Source organism: Marisediminitalea lipolytica, from assembly GCF_001758465.1.
Taxonomy (GTDB): Bacteria; Pseudomonadota; Gammaproteobacteria; order Enterobacterales; family Alteromonadaceae; genus Alteromonas; species Alteromonas lipolytica.
In genome coordinates, this window is sequence record NZ_MJIC01000010.1 from 165454 (window position 1) to 183735 (window position 18282).

Consider the following 18282-nt stretch of genomic DNA (forward strand, 5'->3'; position numbering starts at 1 on the left):
AAGTGATGACGAAAAAAATCGTGTTGTGCTGCATTTTTTTGTTATTGAATGGCTGTGGGGGGGCTGAGGAGCCCTCATCTGCGCCTGAAATATGCACTGAAACGCAACTTTATTTTTGCCCGACATCCGCATTTCAGGACCCTTTGGGGATTGGGCTTACCCTAGCCTGGTATACCGGACAATGTACCCGCGAAGTTTATTGTCAGGAAAATCCTGATAAGCCAGCAGTGAACCCTGAAAATGGCGTTATTGATGATGCCTTTGTCGCTTCAAACTGGACCACAAGCTCCCTTAGCGATTCTGATACAAACGATGATTATGAATCTGCCACGGCTTTCATCCTGCGCCCCCGAAACGGTGTGCTGATTGAAGGGCAGCTTCAGGGAGATGATATCGCGGATTATTATGCGTTTATAATGGATGGTGAGGCCACCATCACGATTTATCTGTGTGCCAGCCCGTCTGACTGCCAACAGCCCTGGTACCAGGGCAATGAGATGTATCTGACTCTGCACGATTATCAGCAGAATATGATTGACTCTACCGAATCACCTGGCGAATTTGGCCACGCATTTACCGCTCCGATTTTAACCAGCGGTGAGCAATATTACCTGATTGTGCATCTGGCTGAGCAAGCAACAGGTTCGGTTCAGTATAAGTTGGTCATCACAGACTAAGGTGAGCCCGGAATAACGGAGATGGTACAAAAAAGCCGGCGTCTGCCGGCTCTTTGATATTAAACGTTAAAGCGGAAGTGGATAACGTCGCCGTCTTTAACGATGTATTCTTTACCTTCCAGACGCCATTTACCGGCATCCTTAGCACCTTGTTCGCCTTTAAACTCAACAAAGTGCTCATAACCGATGACTTCGGCACGGATAAAGCCTTTTTCAAAGTCGGTGTGGATCTTACCGGCAGCCTGAGGCGCAGTAGAGCCTTCCGGGAAGGTCCATGCACGTACTTCTTTTACCCCGGCGGTAAAATAGGTTTGCAGTGTCAGCAGGTTGTAACCGGCGCGAATAACGCGGTTTAATCCTGGCTCTTCCAGGCCCATATCAGCCATAAACTCTTCACGGTCTTCATCGTCCAGTTCGGCAATGTCAGACTCAATAGCAGCGCATACAGCAACCACAACGGCATTTTCGTCGGCAGCGATAGCTTTTACCTGATCAAGGTAAGGGTTATCTTCAAAACCGTCTTCGTTCACATTGGCGATGTACATGGTTGGCTTCAGCGTCAGCATGTTCATATAGCTGATCGCGGCGAGTTCTTCCTTGCTCAGCTCCAGTGAGCGCAGCAGAAGCCCTTCGTCCAGCGTTGGCTTAATTTTTTCCAGTACTTTTAATTCAAATTTGGCATCAGCATCACCGCCTTTAGCACGTTTGGCTACGCGATGAATGGCTTTTTCGGTGGTTTCCAAATCGGCCAGGGCCAGTTCAGTATTGATGATATCAATATCGTCCTTTGGGCTTACCTTGCCGGCAACGTGGACAATGTTCTCATCGTCGAAACAACGTACTACGTGGCCAATGGCATCGGTTTCGCGGATGTTTGCCAGGAATTTGTTACCCAGGCCTTCGCCTTTTGATGCACCTTCAACCAGACCGGCGATATCCACAAATTCCATGGTGGTTGGAATAACACGCTGGGGATTTACAATCTCTGCCAGCTTATCTAAGCGCAGATCCGGCACCGGTACCACGCCTGTGTTAGGTTCAATGGTACAAAACGGAAAGTTTGCAGCCTCGATACCAGCTTTGGTTAATGCATTGAAAAGCGTAGACTTACCAACGTTTGGCAGGCCGACAATGCCACATTTAAATCCCATAATGGATCCCTTGAAAATTTGAAGTTAACTGTCTGCTTTAAAACTATGAAGGCGATTTTGCGCCATTTTCAGATCATTTTTAAGCAAAATTTCGGTGCAACGAACCGCTTCATCGATTGCCTGTTCAATGGCTTCTCTTTCCGCTTGGGCCGGTTTACCCAAAACATGGCCGGTTACTTTGCTTTTATGACCAGGATGCCCGATACCAATGCGTAAACGCAGGAAATCCCGGTTATTACCCATACGCGCGACAATATCGCGGATTCCATTCTGGCTTGAGCTGCCGCCTACTTTAAATTTGGCCACGCCGGGAGGTAAATCCAGTTCATCAAAGGCAACCAGCATTTGTGCCGGCTCAATACGATAAAAATTCGCCAGTGCTGCAACAGACTGACCGCTTTTATTCATAAAGGTAGTAGGGTAGAGCAAACGAATGTCCTGACCAGCAATGGTGATTCGGGCAGTTTTGCCAAAGAATTTGCTTTCAGGCGTAAGAGAGGTGTTAAACGTCGATGCGAGCTGTTCTAAAAACCACGCCCCCGCATTGTGGCGTGTTTGTTCGTATTCGGGGCCTGGATTACCCAGGCCCACAATAAGACGAATGTCTGCCAAGGGAATTATTCCGCAGCAGCTTCTTCACCTTCTGCATCGTCAGCTGCAGCTGCTTTAGGAGCAGGCTTAACAGTAACAACAGCAAGGTTGTGTGCTTCGTCTTCTTTAGCCAGTTCAACTGAAGAAACGCCAGCAGGCAGAGTCAGGTCTGACAGGTGCAGAGTTTGACCCATTTCAACGCCAGCCATGTCAACTTCGATGAACTCAGGCAGGTCTTTAGGCAGACAAGTGATTTCAACTTCAGTTACGTGGTGCTCAGCAATACCGCCGTCTTTAATCGCCTGAGATTTCTCTTCGTTTACGAAGTGAATTGGCACAGAAGTGTGAACGTCCTGACCTGCGATTACACGTTGGAAATCCATGTGAGTAATTTTAGGCTTGTAAGGGTGACGTTGAACGTCTTTCAGTAGCGCTTCAACTTTCTGACCATCGATGTTCAGTGTCAGAACGTGAGAGTAAAACGCTTCAAATTCAGAAGCCTGAATTACTTTGTTGTGTGCCAGAGTCAGAGCTAAAGGCGCTTCTTCGCCACCGTACAGGATAGCAGGAACTTTGTCAGCGTGACGAAGGCGGCGGCTCGCACCTTTCCCCAGGTCAGCACGGACTTGTGCATCCAGGTTAAAAATTGCATCAGACATTGAAATGTCTCCAAATAATAAAAATGAATATTTACAGATTTTTGCGACCAAAATCTGCCATGTAAGCCGTAATTAAGGGTTTTAAACCGCAATAATTACCGGCCCCCAAATTAAAGGGCGGCGAATTCTACCACTCGAAGCAAAAAGATACAAACCTCAAAGTGATTTTACCTGACGCGGCTGTTGCGGGGCTGGTTTCGCGTTACGCTCGTCGAGTACCAGTACGTCGCTAACGTCCAGCACTTCGCCAAATTGCGTAAAGGTAATGATGTCTTTGTTTACCTGGCCGGTTATTTTAACCACCAGGCCGTCACGGCGGTATTGTGGCGGCAAATGGCGCAACGTGAAACGCTGACTATCCGGCGTTATCAACGAAAAAAAGCCGCCTTCTAAGGTTTGATAGACAATCGTGCCGGTGTAAGCGGTTAATGCCTGTTGATTCGTTGCCTGTTGGGGTTGGTCCATCGACACAGACTCCTGGCTGGTTGCGCAGGCCACTAAGCCAAATACCGCAGTAAGCAATAATAAAGGTGCAAAGAACAAACGCATTGTTAAAACCCTCTGATGTCAGGCGAGTTTATCATAATCCAGCCTCTGCGCTGAATACTGCCTGAATGTATTATGCAGGTTAAGTCACAGGTGTATCTGGCAATGGGGGTTGCCAGTAAAAATGTATAACAATATACCGGTAAGCGGCCAACGTTGCGTCTGCTGCTGATAACAACGTTGTCCGGCTGATTAATTTTCGGCTTCAATCAAAGCGTAATTTACCACGCAGTTGCGGCCGCCTCTTTTCGCTTTGTATAAGGCATCATCTGCTTGTTTCATTAAGCTGGAAGCGGTAATGATTTGTGATGGGGTAATACAGGTAAAACCGATACTTACTGTGTAATTAATGTGGTTGTTTTCATGAACGGCTGTTTCATTTTGTGCGGTCTGGCGCAGGTTCTCTGCCAGTTGAGCCACACTCGACGCGGTTTCTCCGGCTACCAGTAAGCAAAACTCTTCGCCCCCCACCCGGGCTGGCAAATCACTGGCTCTGCCGCTAACTCGCTGGATCAACGCTGACAGGGTTTGAATAACCTTATCGCCAGCCGGATGGCCGAAGGTATCATTGATTTGCTTAAAATGATCAATGTCCAGCATGAGTAGTCCCAGCGAGGTCTCGTTACGGGTAGCACGGTTAATTTCGTCGGCTAAACGGTCGTCAAAATGGCGACGGTTGGCCAGGCCGGTGAGCGCATCTGTGAGGCTGAGCCTTTCCAGTTCTTTATTCATTATTTGTAGCTTTTGCATTGCCACTTTGAGTTCCCGGGTTTGTTCGTGCACTTTAAGCGATAACTCTTCCTTTACCCGTCGTTCAATGCCAAGCAAACGCTCCTGGGCAGACACTTCGCTCTCTTTGGCTTTGCTGGCTTCTTTAGACATTTGCAGGGCCATATCCTGGGCTTCAAAGCGCATCTGTCGTTCACGGTTGATACGTTCTGCCAGTGCCATGGACAACAGCAATACCTCAATAGTGACGCCCACATTCTGTAAATAGTGAAGCTCTATCTGATAAGGAATAAAGTCTCTCAGGCCCATAATTAAAATAACCGTACTGAAAATCAGAATGGCCCAGGAAAGGGTAAGATACTTGGCAGAAGCGTCACGTTTCCACCACAAATAACTCGACGTAGTAAAACCATAGACACAGTTAATAAAGCCAAAAACTTCAATAGCTGGGATCAGCACAGCAGGGGAGACAAAAGGGATCAGCAGCAAAAATAAAACCCAGATTGCGCAGGCCAGCTGACTGGTAATATCAAAAAAAGCCCCTTGCTTTTTTAACATTAAAAAATCACGGATAAAAACAACGGCGCCTAAAAAGGCCAGCGGAACCGTGATGCGATAGGCATAGTCGAGAAATTCCGGCATGGCTGACCAAAGCCACGCGACGCCGGAGCCGTTCATTACCGAGGTGTAGGCGGCCATTGTCAGCACATAAAAGCAGTACGATGCAAACCCCCGGTTTTGGACAAATGCAAAAAGCGAAAGGTTGTAGGCAAACATCGCCAGCAAAACTCCGTAAAATAAGCCGAGAAACCAGTTTCGATCGAGTTTGTGGCTGGCAAAGGTCTCCGGAGTCCAAAAAGTGACCGGGACCAGCGCCTTTTCGGAATGTTGAATGCGCAAATACAAGGTTTCGGTGGCGTGACTTTCGATTTTCAGTTCAATTGCAAAGGGAAATTCGTCCGGTGCGCCTGGGGGAATTTGCCAGTTAGTGAAACTGCCCTGAGCTTGAAGCTGGTTATTTTCGCCGGTGACATGGTACCAGTCGATAGCCCGGATCAGCGGCCAGTCGATGGTCATTATCCACTGTTCCCCGGCGTTATTGGCGCGTTGTAAAGGCATTTTTATCCAGGTGTACTGGTCTTCGTCGGTCAGATGCAGTGATGAATTGGCACGAAACACCCAGGGGCGGGGCGGGCGCAGAATAGCCTGTTGCAGAGACAGCTTTGTACCCACTCTGAAATAATACATGCCCGCGGAAAGATGGCTGTGCTGCTGGCCCGCCGGCAAAATATTAACCTGTAAGGAATCGTTCTGAGTGACTGATTGCGACTTTGCGCTGGCGCTGCAAATGAGAATCAAACTGTACAAAAAGAAACTCAGCAACGCTTTGGGTAACGCCATTGACTAAACAGACCGGATAACTATAAGTATATCAACTATAGCAACGGCTGAATATTTTGCGTGATTGCAGGATGAGGAATAAAAAAGCCAGCATAAATGTGCTGGCTCCTTTAACAAAGACGAGGTTGCTTAGTATTCAAACATCGCCGAGATAGACTCTTCGTTGCTGATACGACGGATTGTTTCAGCCAGCATTTCTGATAACGTCAGTTGTTTAACCTTACCAATTGCAACCATATCAGTACTCAGAGGAATACTGTCGGTAACGATAATTTCGTCAATCACAGATTCTTTGAGGTTATTTGCCGCGTTGCCAGAGAAGATCGCGTGAGTAGCATAAGCGTAAACCTTGCGCGCGCCGTGCGCTTTAAGCGCTTCGGCTGCTTTGGCCAGCGTACCGCCGGTGTCAATCATGTCATCAACAATAATACAGTCACGGTCGGTTACGTCACCGATGATATTCATTACCTGGGCAACGTTTGCTTTCGGACGACGTTTATCGATGATTGCCAGATCACAGTCATTAAGTAGTTTGGCCGTTGCACGTGCACGAACTACACCACCGATATCCGGTGATACGACGATTGGATCAACAAAGTCACGCTGGAACATGTCATTTAACAAAATTGGTGTACCGAATGCGTTGTCTACCGGTACATCAAAGAAGCCCTGGATCTGCTCTGCGTGTAAATCGATTGTCAGTACGCGGTCTACGCCAACGTTAGACAGAAAGTCTGCAACGACTTTGGCAGTAATAGGTACCCGGGCAGAACGCACACGGCGGTCCTGACGAGCGTAACCAAAGTAAGGGATAACGGCAGTGATACGACCGGCAGAGGCACGACGCAGGGCGTCGATCATCACGATCAGTTCCATCAGGTTATCGTTGGTTGGGGCACAGGTAGACTGGATAATAAAAACGTCCGAGCCACGGACGTTTTCATGAATTTCTACTGCGATCTCACCGTCGCTAAAACGGCCAACGGTGGCGTTTCCAAGTTTGGTATAGAGGCGATTGGCAACTTTCTGGGCTAGTTCAGGAACAGCGTTACCTGCAAAGAGCTTCATGTCTGGCACAAGTGTTTCCTCAGTGCTTTAAAGTAAGGAGGTGGCTGGGGTAGCTGGACTCGAACCAACGGATGGCGGGATCAAAACCCGCTGCCTTACCAACTTGGCTATACCCCATCAATGTTAAGTCGTTTGGGCTTGAGACACTTGTTGTAGTTTTAATTGAAGTGGTGAGATATTTACGCCTTTTGCCACAAAACCTGACCATTTTGCAGGGAGTGCCTGTTGCACGGCCCTGGCCTGATCCGGATCGCTAAAAGTCGCAAACACGCACGCACCTGTGCCCGTCATCCTCGACGGTGCGTAGTGTACCAACCACTGTAATAAATTTGCAACTTCAGGTTGGCTTTTACAGACAATTTTCTGACAATCATTTTGCGTTGCATCAAAAGTATAATCCTGCCAGTCAATCGGTGCGGTATTACGCGGTAATTCATCGTGGCCGAATACCTCGGCGGTGCTGACATGTACGCCGGGAAAAACCACCAGATACCAGTATTCATCAAGGTTTACCGGGTATATCTGTTCACCGACGCCGGCTGCAAATGCGGTCCTGCCGTGTACAAAAATCGGTACATCGGCACCCAGCGATAAACCTATCCCGGCCAGTTCCCGGGTACTCAGGTTACACTGCCAGTAATGATTAAGTGCAACCAGCGTAGTGGCTGCATTCGACGAACCTCCGCCGATGCCGCCTCCCATAGGTAACTGTTTTTCAAAACGAATGTCGCAACCCTGAGTCACTTTGCAGTGTTCTTGCAGAAGTCTCGCAGCACGGTAGATCAGGTTATCCTCAGTATTAACACCGGAAATAGTCGATAACAGCCGAATGTCTCCACTGTCATTGGGTACAAAGGCCAGTGAATCCCCGGTATCCAGCATCTGAAACAGGGTTTGTAATAAATGATAGCCTTTATCGTTGCGGCCAGTGATGTGTAAAAACAGGTTGAGTTTGGCCGGACTCGGCCACCAGTCAGAATTTAATGTAGTGTCCATTGCGAAATTCGTATTTTAATCCACTGATTGGGTTGTGCTGTGTTAGTCAGCTTTATATTGTGGGGCAACCAGACATCGCCGACCTGGCCATACTGGGCATAATCTACCTGCCAGCCCTTACAGCCAATGCAGCCAGGCTTAAGCTGCTGGAGCAGGCCATTTTCGTTGAGCTGATAATCGTCGCCAGGGCGGGGGACGCCTTTTACCCAGCTTAACAGCTGGGCAAGGGGAATATCCCATCCGGTGGTCTGGTAAAGCAACATTGAGGCTGATGGGTCGGTGTAAACCTCATCATCGGCTTCCAGACGGGCACCGTCAGCAGTTTGCACCATATCAACCAGCGTGACGCCTAAAAAGTTTGTCAGCCGAAAATTAAACAAGGGCGCTTCTACCTGCCAGCGCAAAGTTGCACTCACCGATTTTTTTGCTTCCTTGAGCGCCAGCTTACCGTTGATGTCCCAGTGTTTGATGGCATCCAGTTTTACCAGTTGCGCGGGGAGGTTGATTATCCCTTCAGGCGCTGGCGGACGGGCGGCGCAGGCACTTAACAAAATCACAATCAGGCAAATAATTAACGGGCGCAATACGGCATAACCTAATTAATCTATCAAAACGATAGTTGAACATAGAACTAACGACACTTTCAATCATTTTGGCTTTTTCGTACAATGCCGCTCCACTGTAGCCGTAAACGAACCTCATGACCCTGATTGCCCTCGGAATTAACCATAAAACTGCACCGGTAGAACTGCGTGAAAAAGTCGCTTTTACGCCGGATTCGCTGGTCGAGGCGTTGTCGTCATTAAAGGGCCTCAACGGCGTTGAAGAGTCTGTTATTGTTTCTACCTGTAATCGAACCGAAGTGTATGTCTCGTCTGAGAGCAGTTGTGCCGATCAGCTTATTGAATGGCTGGCCGCGTTCCACAAGGTCGATGCCTCGCAGTTAAGCGCTAATGCCTACATTTACGAGCAGGCCGCAGCAATTGAACACGTGATGAAAGTGGCCAGCGGACTTGATTCTCTGGTGCTGGGTGAACCACAGATTTTAGGCCAGATTAAACAGGCATATAACAATGCCAAGCATTCCGGCATGGTTAACACGCAGTTTGATAAATTGTTTCAGCACACCTTTGCGGTTGCCAAACGCGTGCGCACAGAAACCGAAATCGGTGCTAATGCCGTGTCTGTTGCATTTGCGGCGGTACAGCTGGCGAAGCATATTTTTGCCCGCTTACCCGAGCGCAAAGTACTGCTGGTGGGGGCCGGTGAGACCATTGAGCTGGTCGCCCAACATCTGAAAGAGCAGGGCGTTCAGCATCTGGCGGTGGCAAACCGCACCAGAGCCAGAGCAGAAACACTGGCTATGACTTTAGGCGCTGAAGTAATGACGTTAAGTCAACTGCCGGAAACGCTGCATAAGTTTGATATTGTTATCAGCTCAACTGCCAGTCAGTTACCATTAATTGGTAAAGGGATGGTGGAAGATGCACTGAAGCAACGCCGTAATTTGCCTATGTTTATGGTTGATTTGGCAGTGCCCCGGGATATCGAAGCACAAGTTAATGAGCTTGGCGACGCTTACCTTTATACCGTTGATGATTTACAGCATATTGTGCAACAGAACATGGCATCCCGTGAGCAGGCTGCCGAAGAAGCTGTTAAAATCATTCAGCAACAGGTGATCAGTTATCTGCAATGGCAGCAGTCGCGCCAGACGGTCGATTTAGTTAAGCAATACCGCGATCGTGGTAATCAGCAGCGACAGGAATTGGTCGACAAAGCCCTTAAGCAGTTACAGGAAGGTAAAGCCGCGGAATCCGTGGTAGAAGAACTGGCTTATAAATTAACCAATAGTTTATTACATGCACCCACCAGAGCACTGCGTGATGCGGCAACCCAGGTTGATCAGCGCACCACCCATTGGTTAAGCCGGGTGTTTGAACTGGACAATGACTAAGGTCAGCAAAGTAATCTGTCCAGGCAATCTGTATTTTAGTTCAGGAAAAGTATGAAAGAATCCGTTGTCATTAAGTTGGAAAATCTGGTTGAACGTTTTGCTGAGGTGCAGGCGCTGCTGAGCGATCCTGGTGTGATTGGCGATCAGGAAAAATTTCGCGCACTGTCAAAAGAGTTTAGCCAGCTGGAAGACGTTGTGGCCGGGTTTAATGCCTACAAGCAGGCTGAGGAAAACCTGAGTTCGGCAGAAGAAATGCTGAACGAAGACGATGCAGAAATGCGCGAAATGGCGCAGGAAGAAATGAAAGCGGCCAAACAGGATATTGAGCGTTTGGAAGCCGAGCTCCAGGTATTGCTACTGCCCCGTGATCCCAACGACGACCGCAACTGCTTTTTAGAAATTCGCGCCGGTGCGGGCGGTGACGAAGCGGCCATTTTTGCCGGTGATTTGTTCAGAATGTACAGCCGCTACGCCGAAACAAAAGGCTGGCGTGTAGAAATGGTCAGTGCCAACGAAGGCGAACACGGCGGTTTTAAAGAAGTGATTGCCAATGTCACCGGTGATGGCCCCTATGGCGTGCTTAAGTTTGAATCGGGTGGCCACCGTGTGCAACGGGTACCAGAAACCGAATCTCAGGGCCGGGTGCATACCTCAGCCTGCACCGTAGCTGTGCTGCCTGAAATTCCGGAGTCTGAAGCCATCGAAGTTAATCCGGCTGAATTACGTATTGATACCTTCCGGGCTTCTGGTGCCGGTGGTCAGCACGTAAACAAAACCGATTCGGCAATCCGCATTACCCACTTACCTACAGGCTTGGTGGTGGAATGTCAGGATGAACGTTCACAGCATAAAAACCGCGCTAAAGCGATGTCGGTTTTAGTTGCTCGCCTGAATCAGATTGAAGAAGAAAAACGTGCCGCAGAAGAAGCATCTACCCGTCGTAATCTGGTGGGAAGTGGTGACCGTTCAGAACGCATTCGAACCTATAACTTCCCGCAAGGGCGGGTTACTGACCACCGAATCAACCTGACACTCTACCGCCTGGACGAAGTGATGGAAGGTAGTCTGGGACTATTGCTGGAGCCGATTCGCCAGGAGCATCAGGCCGATCTGCTGGCCTCTCTGGCCGACGAATAATCGTGCATCACAGTGATGCCGGGGCAATGAATATCAGTCAGGCGCTTAGCTGGGCAACCACTCAGCTAAGCGATGGTGAATCGCCACTTGTTGATAGCCGGGTATTGTTATGTGCGGTGCTTGACTGCAATCGCTCTTATTTGTTTACCTGGCCTGATAAAGCCCTTTCCGACGACCAACTCACTACTTTTAAGCAGTTAGTGCAAAAACGCCAGCAAGGTCACCCGGTAGCCTATCTTATCGGTAGCCGGGCGTTCTGGACGCTGACTTTAAAAGTCAATGAAAGTACCTTAATTCCTCGCCCTGAAACCGAATTATTAGTTGAAACGGCGCTGCAATTACCGCTGCCCACAGCTGCCCGGATTTGTGATTTGGGCACTGGCACGGGGGCCATTGCTTTGGCGTTAGCGGCGGAAAAGCCGCAGTGGTCAGTCACCGGTGTTGACAGGGTAGAGGCAGCGTTGCAACTGGCAAAGGAAAACGCCTCACTTAACGGTAACCTGCAGGTTAACTGGTTGCTGAGTCATTGGTTTAACGACCTGCCGGCAACTGCCATGTTTGACTTAATTGTTACCAATCCACCGTACGTCGAGACCGGCAGTGTCTATCTGCAACAGGGCGATGTGCGTTTTGAGCCGGCGTCGGCACTGACCGCCGGGGCCGACGGGCTGGCTGACATTCGTGAAATCATCAGTCAAGCCCCTGACCATTTATCGTTAGGTGGTTGGTTGTTAATTGAACACGGGTATACTCAGCATGATGCAATCAAAGCCTTGTTGCAGCAACGAGGGTTTACTGCCTGTCAGGGCGTTGATGATCTTAACGGAATGCCCAGGATAACCCTGGCAAAGTGGCATAAATCGTAGTTTGAACATATGCTTATGGACTAATAACCAGCAGGGAAACGTGTTATGAACGATGATGAGTTTTTATTTGCCGAAGATGACGACGAAGTCGAACAGACAGACATTAGCTTTTGGAAAGTGCTGATTGTTGACGACGAACCGGAAGTGCACGCCATTACCAAGCTGGCGCTGAATGACTTTGCGCTTAATGGCCGTTCGTTAACCTTTATCAGTGCCTTTAATGGTGAAGAAGCCAAGCGGATCCTGCGCGAAAACGATGACATTGCGGTGGTATTACTTGATGTGGTAATGGAAACCGATGACGCTGGTCTGAAAGTGGCCGATTATATTCGAAATAGTCTGGATAACCACTTTACCCGCATTATTCTGCGCACCGGTCAGCCGGGGCAGGCACCCGAAAAAGACATCATTATTAATTATGACATTAACGACTATAAGTCTAAAACCGAACTCACGGCACAAAAACTGTTTACTGTGATCATCGCTGCACTTCGCTCTTATCGGGATATTATTGTGATTGAAGAAGCGCGCGCGGGTCTGGAAAAAATTATTGATGCCTCAGCCGACCTGTTTTCAACACGCTCCCTTGAAGGGTTTATGCGAGGGCTTATACAGCAACTGGCGTCAATTCTGGGTGGGGCAAAAAATGCCGCTTACATTACCTCCGCCGTAGCGATGTCAAAACCTGTCAGTCAATCCAGCGATATGATTATCTTCGCCGGTAACGGCGATTATGCCGGTAAAGAAGGATTCAGGTTAAAAGACTCACTAAGCGAGTTTGAATATGAGTTGTGTAAGGAAGCGCTAAAGCAAAAGCAGGTAGTTTATGCCGAAGAACACCTGGTCGCGTTTTGTCGCAGTGATCGCAATCACGGCTCGTTATTGTTCTTAACAGGGTTACCCCGACCGGTTAATGATATTGATAAACGGCTGGTGCAAAAATTTACCGACAACGTGCAGCTTGCATTTGATCATCTGCTTGAAAGCCGCGAAATCAGCGACACTCACCAGGAAATTGTGCAGCGTCTTGGCGATGCACTGGACACCCGGCAAACTGATGATAACCATGGCCAGCGCCTTTACGAAATGAGCGAGCTGTTTGCCCGCTTAGTCCATCTGCCAGAGCCGGAAATTCAGCAGTTCCTGACCGCTATTCCTTTGCATAACGTGGGCAACTCGTTTGTACCCTATTCGTTACTGAATAAAGAAACCAGCCTGACCGATGATGAGTATCATCAAATTCTTAAGCATGCTGAATTTGGCTATAAGATTTTTAAAGGATCAAAGCGCCCGGTGATAAGATTGGCCGCACAGTTAGCTCGCCATCATCACGAACGGTGGGATGGTAAAGGTTACCCTGATGGGCTGGTGGGCACAGATATCAGCCTGCAAAGCAGGATGCTGGCTATTTTGGATGCCTATGATGCGCTCAGAAACAAGCGTAGCTATAAACCTGCCTGGCCTTTGCAAAAAACCATCGATACGCTCAGTGAAGCCGCAGGTCATCATTTTGATCCGGGTTTGGTTGATCTGTTCTTAAAACATATTGATCAGTTTGAATCTGTGCAGCGTAAGTTTGCCGACCAATAAGCATAATTAATAACACCTCAAGGAGCGCTAAGCTATGTACATGATGGCCAAACATTTACACCTCACTGCAGTCGGATTAAGCATTCTGCTGTTTGTCATTCGTTTTTTATACGGGCAGATGAATCCGGCTTTTTTACAGAAAAAGTGGGTTAAAATAGTGCCCCACGTGATTGATACTGTTTTGTTACTAAGCGCTATCTGGTTGTGCTTTATCATCTCACAATACCCATTGGTAAACGGCTGGCTGACATTTAAAGTATTTGGCGTTGTGGCTTACATCTTTTTGGGGTTAGTGGCGCTGAAAAAAGCCAAAACCCCGGCAATGAAATGGGGAAGCTTCGTTGCTGCACTCATCGTTCTTGGCCTGACAGCTAAGGTCGCTGTTACCAAACAACTGTTTTTCTAATAAGCGGAAATTGTTATATGACTCAAATTACTCAGGTAGCCGTGGGCGACATTACTGTTGCTAACGACCAGCCATTTGTTTTGTTTGGCGGTATGAATGTACTGGAATCCCGGGACCTGGCGATGCAAATTGCTGAACACTATGTCGAAGTGTGTAGCAAGCTTAATATTCCTTATGTGTTTAAGGCTTCCTTTGATAAAGCGAATCGTTCCTCTGTACACTCCTACCGCGGACCGGGCATGGATCAAGGCCTGAAGATTTTCGAAGAAATCAAGCAAACCTTCGGGGTGCCGATCATCACGGATGTCCACGAACCCTACCAGGCGGCGCCGGTTGCTGAGGTCGTTGATGTTATTCAATTGCCTGCTTTTTTAGCCCGTCAGACGGATTTAGTGGTAGCCATGGCTCAAACCGGTGCGGTTATTAACGTTAAAAAACCCCAGTTTTTAGCGCCGCACGAAATGCGCCACATCATTAAAAAGTTTGATGAAGCCGGTAATAACAACATTATCCTTTGTGAGCGCGGCAGCTGTTTTGGCTATAACAACCTGGTGGTTGATATGCTGGGTATGGATGCCATGAAAGCCTATGCGCCGGTGATTTTTGACGCAACTCACGCACTGCAAAAGCCCGGCGGCCGGGAATCTTCCGCTGATGGTCGTCGTGCCCAGGCGGCACAGTTAGCCCGCAGTGGTATGGCATTAGGTTTAGCCGGATTGTTTATTGAAGCCCACCCGAATCCGGACGAAGCTAAATGTGACGGTCCTTGTGCGTTGCCGTTATCAAAACTGGAAGGGTATTTAGAACAAATGAAAGCGGTGGATGAGTTGGTTAAGCAGTTTGCGCCACTCGATACCAGTGCTCAGTAGCAGAACAAGTGAAGACCTGAAATGCCGTGCTGACTGAGTCAGCACGGCATTTGCCAGGTGTGAAGGCCAGGAGATTACTCGGTACGAGTAGTTGCTTCCTGATTGAGACCCAGATTGTTCTCGCGGGCGAGAAGTACTGAGCCATTGTTTTTAGTTTGTTGCAGAGTTTCATTGACCTGGTCGATAATGCTCGACTTAATGTTTAATACAGGTTGGTCAATGCTGATTTCTATAGCAACCAGTGCCGTGTTAACCGGCTGTAACTGGGTTGCTTGCAGATTATTTGCTAAAGTAGAGGCAGACCAGCCCATAGAGGCCAGCATTACCAGAGCTGTTAGTTGTTTTTTCATATTCACACCTAATAAAATTCATATTTTTGATTGTTTCGGAAATGTTAATTATTAACATTTTTTAATTTTGATAACCTTCTGCGTTAAAAGAAGATTTCTCAAATTTCGCGTGAATAATAGACAGTTTTGTAACGCCTGAAAAATGAAAAAATTTACGCTATTTGGATTAGAAAAACTTATGATTATGTCATCGCATTGTCATATTGAGGGAGACGCCTGATGCAGCGTCGTTTACCTCCCTTAAATGCGCTGAAGGCCTTTGAAGCCGCGGCTCGCCACCTGAGTTTTACCCGTGCGGCTGACGAATTATTCGTCACTCAGGCGGCTGTGAGTCATCAAATTAAAGCATTAGAAGATTTTTTATCGCTTAAGTTATTTATACGGCGTAACCGTACTTTGCTGCTTACCGAAGAAGGCCAGGCTTACTTTTTGGAGCTAAAGGATATTTTTAAAAACCTGCAGGATGCCACCGAGCGTTTACTGGCCCGGGGCAGCAAAGGTGCGATTACAGTAGCGACGCCACCGAGTTTTGCCAGTCAGTGGCTGGTACCACGGATCAGTCAGTTCAGCCAGTTGTTTCCGGATATTGATGTACGTTTAAAAGCCATAGACTTTGATGAAGGTTTTTTAACCGATGATATCGATGTAGCCATTTATTACGGGCGAGGGCGCTGGAATGGGATTCAGGCTGATAAACTGCACACCGAGTTTTTAACCCCGTTGTGTTCGCCGAGTTTGTTCCAGGGTACCAAGCCGCTCAAAACGCTGTCTGATCTTAAACACCATGTTCTCCTGCATGACTCCAGTCGCGCAATGTGGAAAATGTGGCTGCAGCATTTTGGCGTACACGGCGTTAACGTTAATCAGGGACCGGTATTCAGCCATTCCATGATGGTTATGCAAGCCGCGGCGCTGGGGCAGGGGATCGCGCTGGGTAATTCTGTGTTAGCTAAACCCGAGCTCGATGCCGGCCGTTTGATTATGCCCTTTGAAGAAAAACTGGAAAGCCGGGATGCCTATTATCTGGTGTATCACGAAGGACACGGCGATATGGGTAAAATAGCAGCCTTTCGTGAGTGGGTCATGAAATTAGTCAAAGAGGAACAAGCTTTTGTCTGAGTGGTTTGTCGACACGCCGGAGAATCCGGTAGCAACGCTGATTATGGCACACGGTGCAGGGGCAGGTGCAGAATCTGAGTTCATGGCCGATATGGCCAGCGAACTGGCAGCACAGGCAATTAACGTGGTGCGGTTTAATTTTCCTTATATGGTTACCATTAAAGAAACGGGTAAGAAACGCCCGCCGGATCGGATGCCTAAACTGGAGGCCAGTTTTACCGAAACGATTGCTGCCGTTAAAACGCAGTGGCCCGATCTACCTTTATTTATCGGCGGTAAAAGTATGGGCGGCCGCGTATCGACGCTGATTCTGGATAATTCAGATGCTGTGGGTGGCGTAGCGCTGGGCTACCCTTTTCATCCACCGGGTAAACCGGAAAAACTCAGAACCGAACACTTAGCATCGCTTAACAAGCCTTTACTCATTATACAGGGTGAGCGGGATACGTTTGGACGACAGGACGAGGTAACCACCTATTCTTTGTCGGCAGCCATAGAAACCGTGTTTCTGGCCGATGGCGATCACAGTTTTAAACCCCGTAAAGCCAGCGGATATACCCAGAGCGGACATATCTTAAGCGCTGCTGAACAGGTGAAGACTTTTATTGAGAAGCAACTATGAGAATGTATCTGTTAGTGGGCGCTTTACTCGCCTTGCTGGGCGTCATGCTGGGCGCGTTTGGCGCCCATGGTTTAAAAAACGTACTCACCGACAGTGCGCTCAGTACCTTCGAAATTGGTGTGCGCTATCAGATGTATCATGCGCTGGCTATTATTCTGTTGGGCGGCTTGTCGGCGCATATTGCCAGCAGCTGGTGTCGTCGCGCGGCGGTGTTTTTTATTATTGGTTGTGTGCTGTTTAGTGGCAGCATCTACCTGTTAGCGTTAACCGGGCAAAAATGGCTGGGGCCGATTACCCCGTTGGGCGGTTTATGTTTTATGTTGGGCTGGGTGTCGTTAGTGCTCGGGTTTATTAAAGGGCCACAAACAGGCGAGGCGGAACAATGAACGCAGCCGCTCAGAGCATTATTGCTTATTGTCGCGCAGGGTATGAGGTAGATACGGGAAACGAGTTGACCGCTATCGCCACCGCTCGCGAATTATATGGGTATCCGGCGTTTAAGCCTGGAGATGGCTTTGTCCGCTTCCAGTTTTACGAGCCTGATCACGCCGCACAATTTATTAGCCAGGTGGCTGTGCACGACACTATTTTTCCGCGTCAGTTGTTTTTGGTGCTTGAGACTATTCAAATTGAAGATAAGTCGGATCGGATAGGGCCTATTCTTGACGCCCTGGCAGACGCTGCAACAGGCCGCAGTGGACTTTTGTTTGTTGATTATCCGGATACCGATGAAGGCAAAACGCTGGCTAAGTTGTGCCGTAAGTTTGCCGTACCCCTGCGCCAGGCTCTGCGGGCTAGAGATTTACTGAGTAAAAAAGAGCATACCGGCTTGCCGGCGTTACATGTCTTTTTTACGTCTGGTGAGCAGTGTTATCTGGGAGTTAGTCAGGCAAAACAGCGCAGTCCGTTTGAAAACGGTATTTGCCGGCTTAAATTCCCGCCTAAGGCACCAAGTCGCTCTACGCTGAAGCTGGAAGAAGCCTTGCTGACCATGTTGTCAGCGGCTCAGCGTGATGCTATCTGCCGGCCTGGTGCTCGTGCTGTAGACCTGGGCGCATGCCCCGGCGGCTGGACATATCAGTTGGTCAGCCGGGACATGCACGTAGAAGCTGTCGATAATGGTAAAATGGCAGATGACCTGATGGCCACTGGTCTGGTAGACTATCGCGCCGAAGACGGTTTTAAGTATCGTCCGCAGATGGGCCATGTTGAACTGCTGGTCTGCGATATGATTGAAAAACCCGACAGGGTGGCGGTGCTTATGGCAAACTGGTTAACCCGAAACTGGGCAACCCACGCAATCTTTAATTTAAAGTTGCCGATGAAACGTCGCTATGAGACCGTAACAGCCGCGATTGAAACGGTAAGAGCTCAGCTCAACGCTGCCAATATCAAAGCAAGTATGGTAATTCGTCATCTCTATCACAATAGGGATGAAGTAACGGTAGCTGTAATCCGCGAAAAATAAATATTATTTTTTATAAATCAGTAAATTAAGTGAAAATGGCCGAGTTTTCGCTGGATAAGTTTTAGTCTTTTTTCATAAAG

General features: G+C 48.4%; 20 protein-coding genes and 1 tRNA gene. 11 read left to right on the forward strand and 10 right to left on the reverse strand.

The features are described 5' to 3' along the window. Nucleotides 1–5 precede the first annotated feature (5 nt). The gene (locus BFC17_RS06230) at nt 6–677 is read left to right on the forward strand and encodes a hypothetical protein (RefSeq protein WP_139142011.1); all 672 of its coding nucleotides are present in this window, start codon (nt 6–8) and stop codon (nt 675–677) included. Between the two features lie 59 nt (nt 678–736). On the opposite strand, the gene ychF is transcribed toward BFC17_RS06230, so the two are convergent. From ychF to lolB, 9 genes are all read right to left on the reverse strand, one after another. Then, complete coding sequence (gene ychF / locus BFC17_RS06235; protein ID WP_070175597.1) at nt 737–1828, reverse strand: redox-regulated ATPase YchF; 1092 nt, start codon at nt 1826–1828, stop codon at nt 737–739. 24 nt (nt 1829–1852) lie between these two features. Further along, complete coding sequence (gene pth, locus BFC17_RS06240) at nt 1853–2440, reverse strand: aminoacyl-tRNA hydrolase (RefSeq protein WP_070175598.1); 588 nt, start codon at nt 2438–2440, stop codon at nt 1853–1855. A 5-nt stretch (nt 2441–2445) separates the two neighbouring features. After that, nucleotides 2446–3078 (reverse strand): 50S ribosomal protein L25/general stress protein Ctc, encoded by a 633-nt coding sequence (locus BFC17_RS06245; protein WP_070175599.1) that lies wholly within the window; start codon nt 3076–3078, stop codon nt 2446–2448. 156 nt (nt 3079–3234) lie between these two features. After that, nucleotides 3235–3627, reverse strand: a complete 393-nt coding sequence (locus BFC17_RS06250; protein ID WP_070175600.1) for a hypothetical protein — start codon at nt 3625–3627, stop codon at nt 3235–3237. Between the two features lie 189 nt (nt 3628–3816). After that, nucleotides 3817–5754: a sensor domain-containing diguanylate cyclase gene (locus BFC17_RS06260; protein WP_070175602.1), complete on the reverse strand. Its 1938-nt coding sequence runs from the start codon at nt 5752–5754 to the stop codon at nt 3817–3819. A gap of 129 nt (nt 5755–5883) precedes the next feature. Next, complete coding sequence (locus BFC17_RS06265; RefSeq protein WP_070175603.1) at nt 5884–6831, reverse strand: ribose-phosphate pyrophosphokinase; 948 nt, start codon at nt 6829–6831, stop codon at nt 5884–5886. Nucleotides 6832–6863: 32 nt separating this feature from the next. Beyond that, nucleotides 6864–6939: transfer RNA gene (locus BFC17_RS06270), tRNA-Gln, on the reverse strand. A 6-nt stretch (nt 6940–6945) separates the two neighbouring features. Further along, nucleotides 6946–7818, reverse strand: coding sequence for a 4-(cytidine 5'-diphospho)-2-C-methyl-D-erythritol kinase (gene ispE / locus BFC17_RS06275; protein WP_070175604.1), 873 nt, complete (start codon nt 7816–7818; stop codon nt 6946–6948). Then, nucleotides 7803–8402, reverse strand: coding sequence for a lipoprotein insertase outer membrane protein LolB (gene lolB / locus BFC17_RS06280; RefSeq protein ID WP_070175605.1), 600 nt, complete (start codon nt 8400–8402; stop codon nt 7803–7805). The genes ispE and lolB overlap by 16 nt, the downstream gene beginning before the upstream one ends. Before the next feature lie 116 nt (nt 8403–8518). Between lolB and hemA the strand changes: the two genes are divergently transcribed. The 6 genes from hemA to kdsA are packed head-to-tail and all read left to right on the forward strand — an operon-like array spanning nt 8519 to nt 14643. Then, entirely contained in the window at nt 8519–9775 is a 1257-nt protein-coding gene (hemA, locus tag BFC17_RS06285; RefSeq protein WP_070175606.1) for a glutamyl-tRNA reductase, read from the forward strand. Nucleotides 9776–9826: 51 nt separating this feature from the next. Next, complete coding sequence (gene prfA, locus BFC17_RS06290) at nt 9827–10912, forward strand: peptide chain release factor 1 (RefSeq protein WP_070175607.1); 1086 nt, start codon at nt 9827–9829, stop codon at nt 10910–10912. A 2-nt stretch (nt 10913–10914) separates the two neighbouring features. Continuing rightward, entirely contained in the window at nt 10915–11778 is an 864-nt protein-coding gene (gene prmC, locus BFC17_RS06295; protein ID WP_308421321.1) for a peptide chain release factor N(5)-glutamine methyltransferase, read from the forward strand. A gap of 45 nt (nt 11779–11823) precedes the next feature. Next, nucleotides 11824–13368: a DUF3369 domain-containing protein gene (locus BFC17_RS06300; RefSeq protein WP_070175608.1), complete on the forward strand. Its 1545-nt coding sequence runs from the start codon at nt 11824–11826 to the stop codon at nt 13366–13368. A 34-nt stretch (nt 13369–13402) separates the two neighbouring features. Beyond that, a complete protein-coding gene (locus tag BFC17_RS06305) occupies nt 13403–13774 on the forward strand; it encodes a SirB2 family protein (RefSeq protein WP_070175609.1) in 372 nt (123 codons plus the stop codon). A 17-nt stretch (nt 13775–13791) separates the two neighbouring features. Further along, nucleotides 13792–14643 (forward strand): 3-deoxy-8-phosphooctulonate synthase, encoded by an 852-nt coding sequence (kdsA, locus tag BFC17_RS06310; RefSeq protein WP_070175610.1) that lies wholly within the window; start codon nt 13792–13794, stop codon nt 14641–14643. 74 nt (nt 14644–14717) lie between these two features. Here the strand turns inward: kdsA and BFC17_RS06315 are convergent, their stop codons facing one another. Continuing rightward, entirely contained in the window at nt 14718–14993 is a 276-nt protein-coding gene (locus tag BFC17_RS06315) for a hypothetical protein (protein ID WP_070175611.1), read from the reverse strand. A gap of 219 nt (nt 14994–15212) precedes the next feature. On the opposite strand from BFC17_RS06315, the gene BFC17_RS06320 reads away from it, so the two are divergent. Genes BFC17_RS06320 through rlmM form a run of 4 tightly spaced genes read left to right on the forward strand, consistent with a single transcriptional unit; the run spans nt 15213 to nt 18202 of the window. Beyond that, nucleotides 15213–16112 carry a transcriptional regulator GcvA gene (locus tag BFC17_RS06320; protein ID WP_070175612.1) on the forward strand — a complete coding sequence of 300 codons (900 nt, stop codon included), beginning with the start codon at nt 15213–15215 and terminating at the stop codon, nt 16110–16112. Continuing rightward, the gene (locus BFC17_RS06325) at nt 16105–16734 is read left to right on the forward strand and encodes an alpha/beta family hydrolase (protein WP_070175613.1); all 630 of its coding nucleotides are present in this window, start codon (nt 16105–16107) and stop codon (nt 16732–16734) included. Before BFC17_RS06320 ends, BFC17_RS06325 begins: the two co-directional genes overlap by 8 nt. Then, complete coding sequence (locus tag BFC17_RS06330; RefSeq protein ID WP_070175614.1) at nt 16731–17120, forward strand: DUF423 domain-containing protein; 390 nt, start codon at nt 16731–16733, stop codon at nt 17118–17120. The genes BFC17_RS06325 and BFC17_RS06330 overlap by 4 nt, the downstream gene beginning before the upstream one ends. Continuing rightward, the gene (rlmM, locus tag BFC17_RS06335; RefSeq protein ID WP_070175615.1) at nt 17117–18202 is read left to right on the forward strand and encodes a 23S rRNA (cytidine(2498)-2'-O)-methyltransferase RlmM; all 1086 of its coding nucleotides are present in this window, start codon (nt 17117–17119) and stop codon (nt 18200–18202) included. Before BFC17_RS06330 ends, rlmM begins: the two co-directional genes overlap by 4 nt. Nucleotides 18203–18282: the final 80 nt, after the last annotated feature.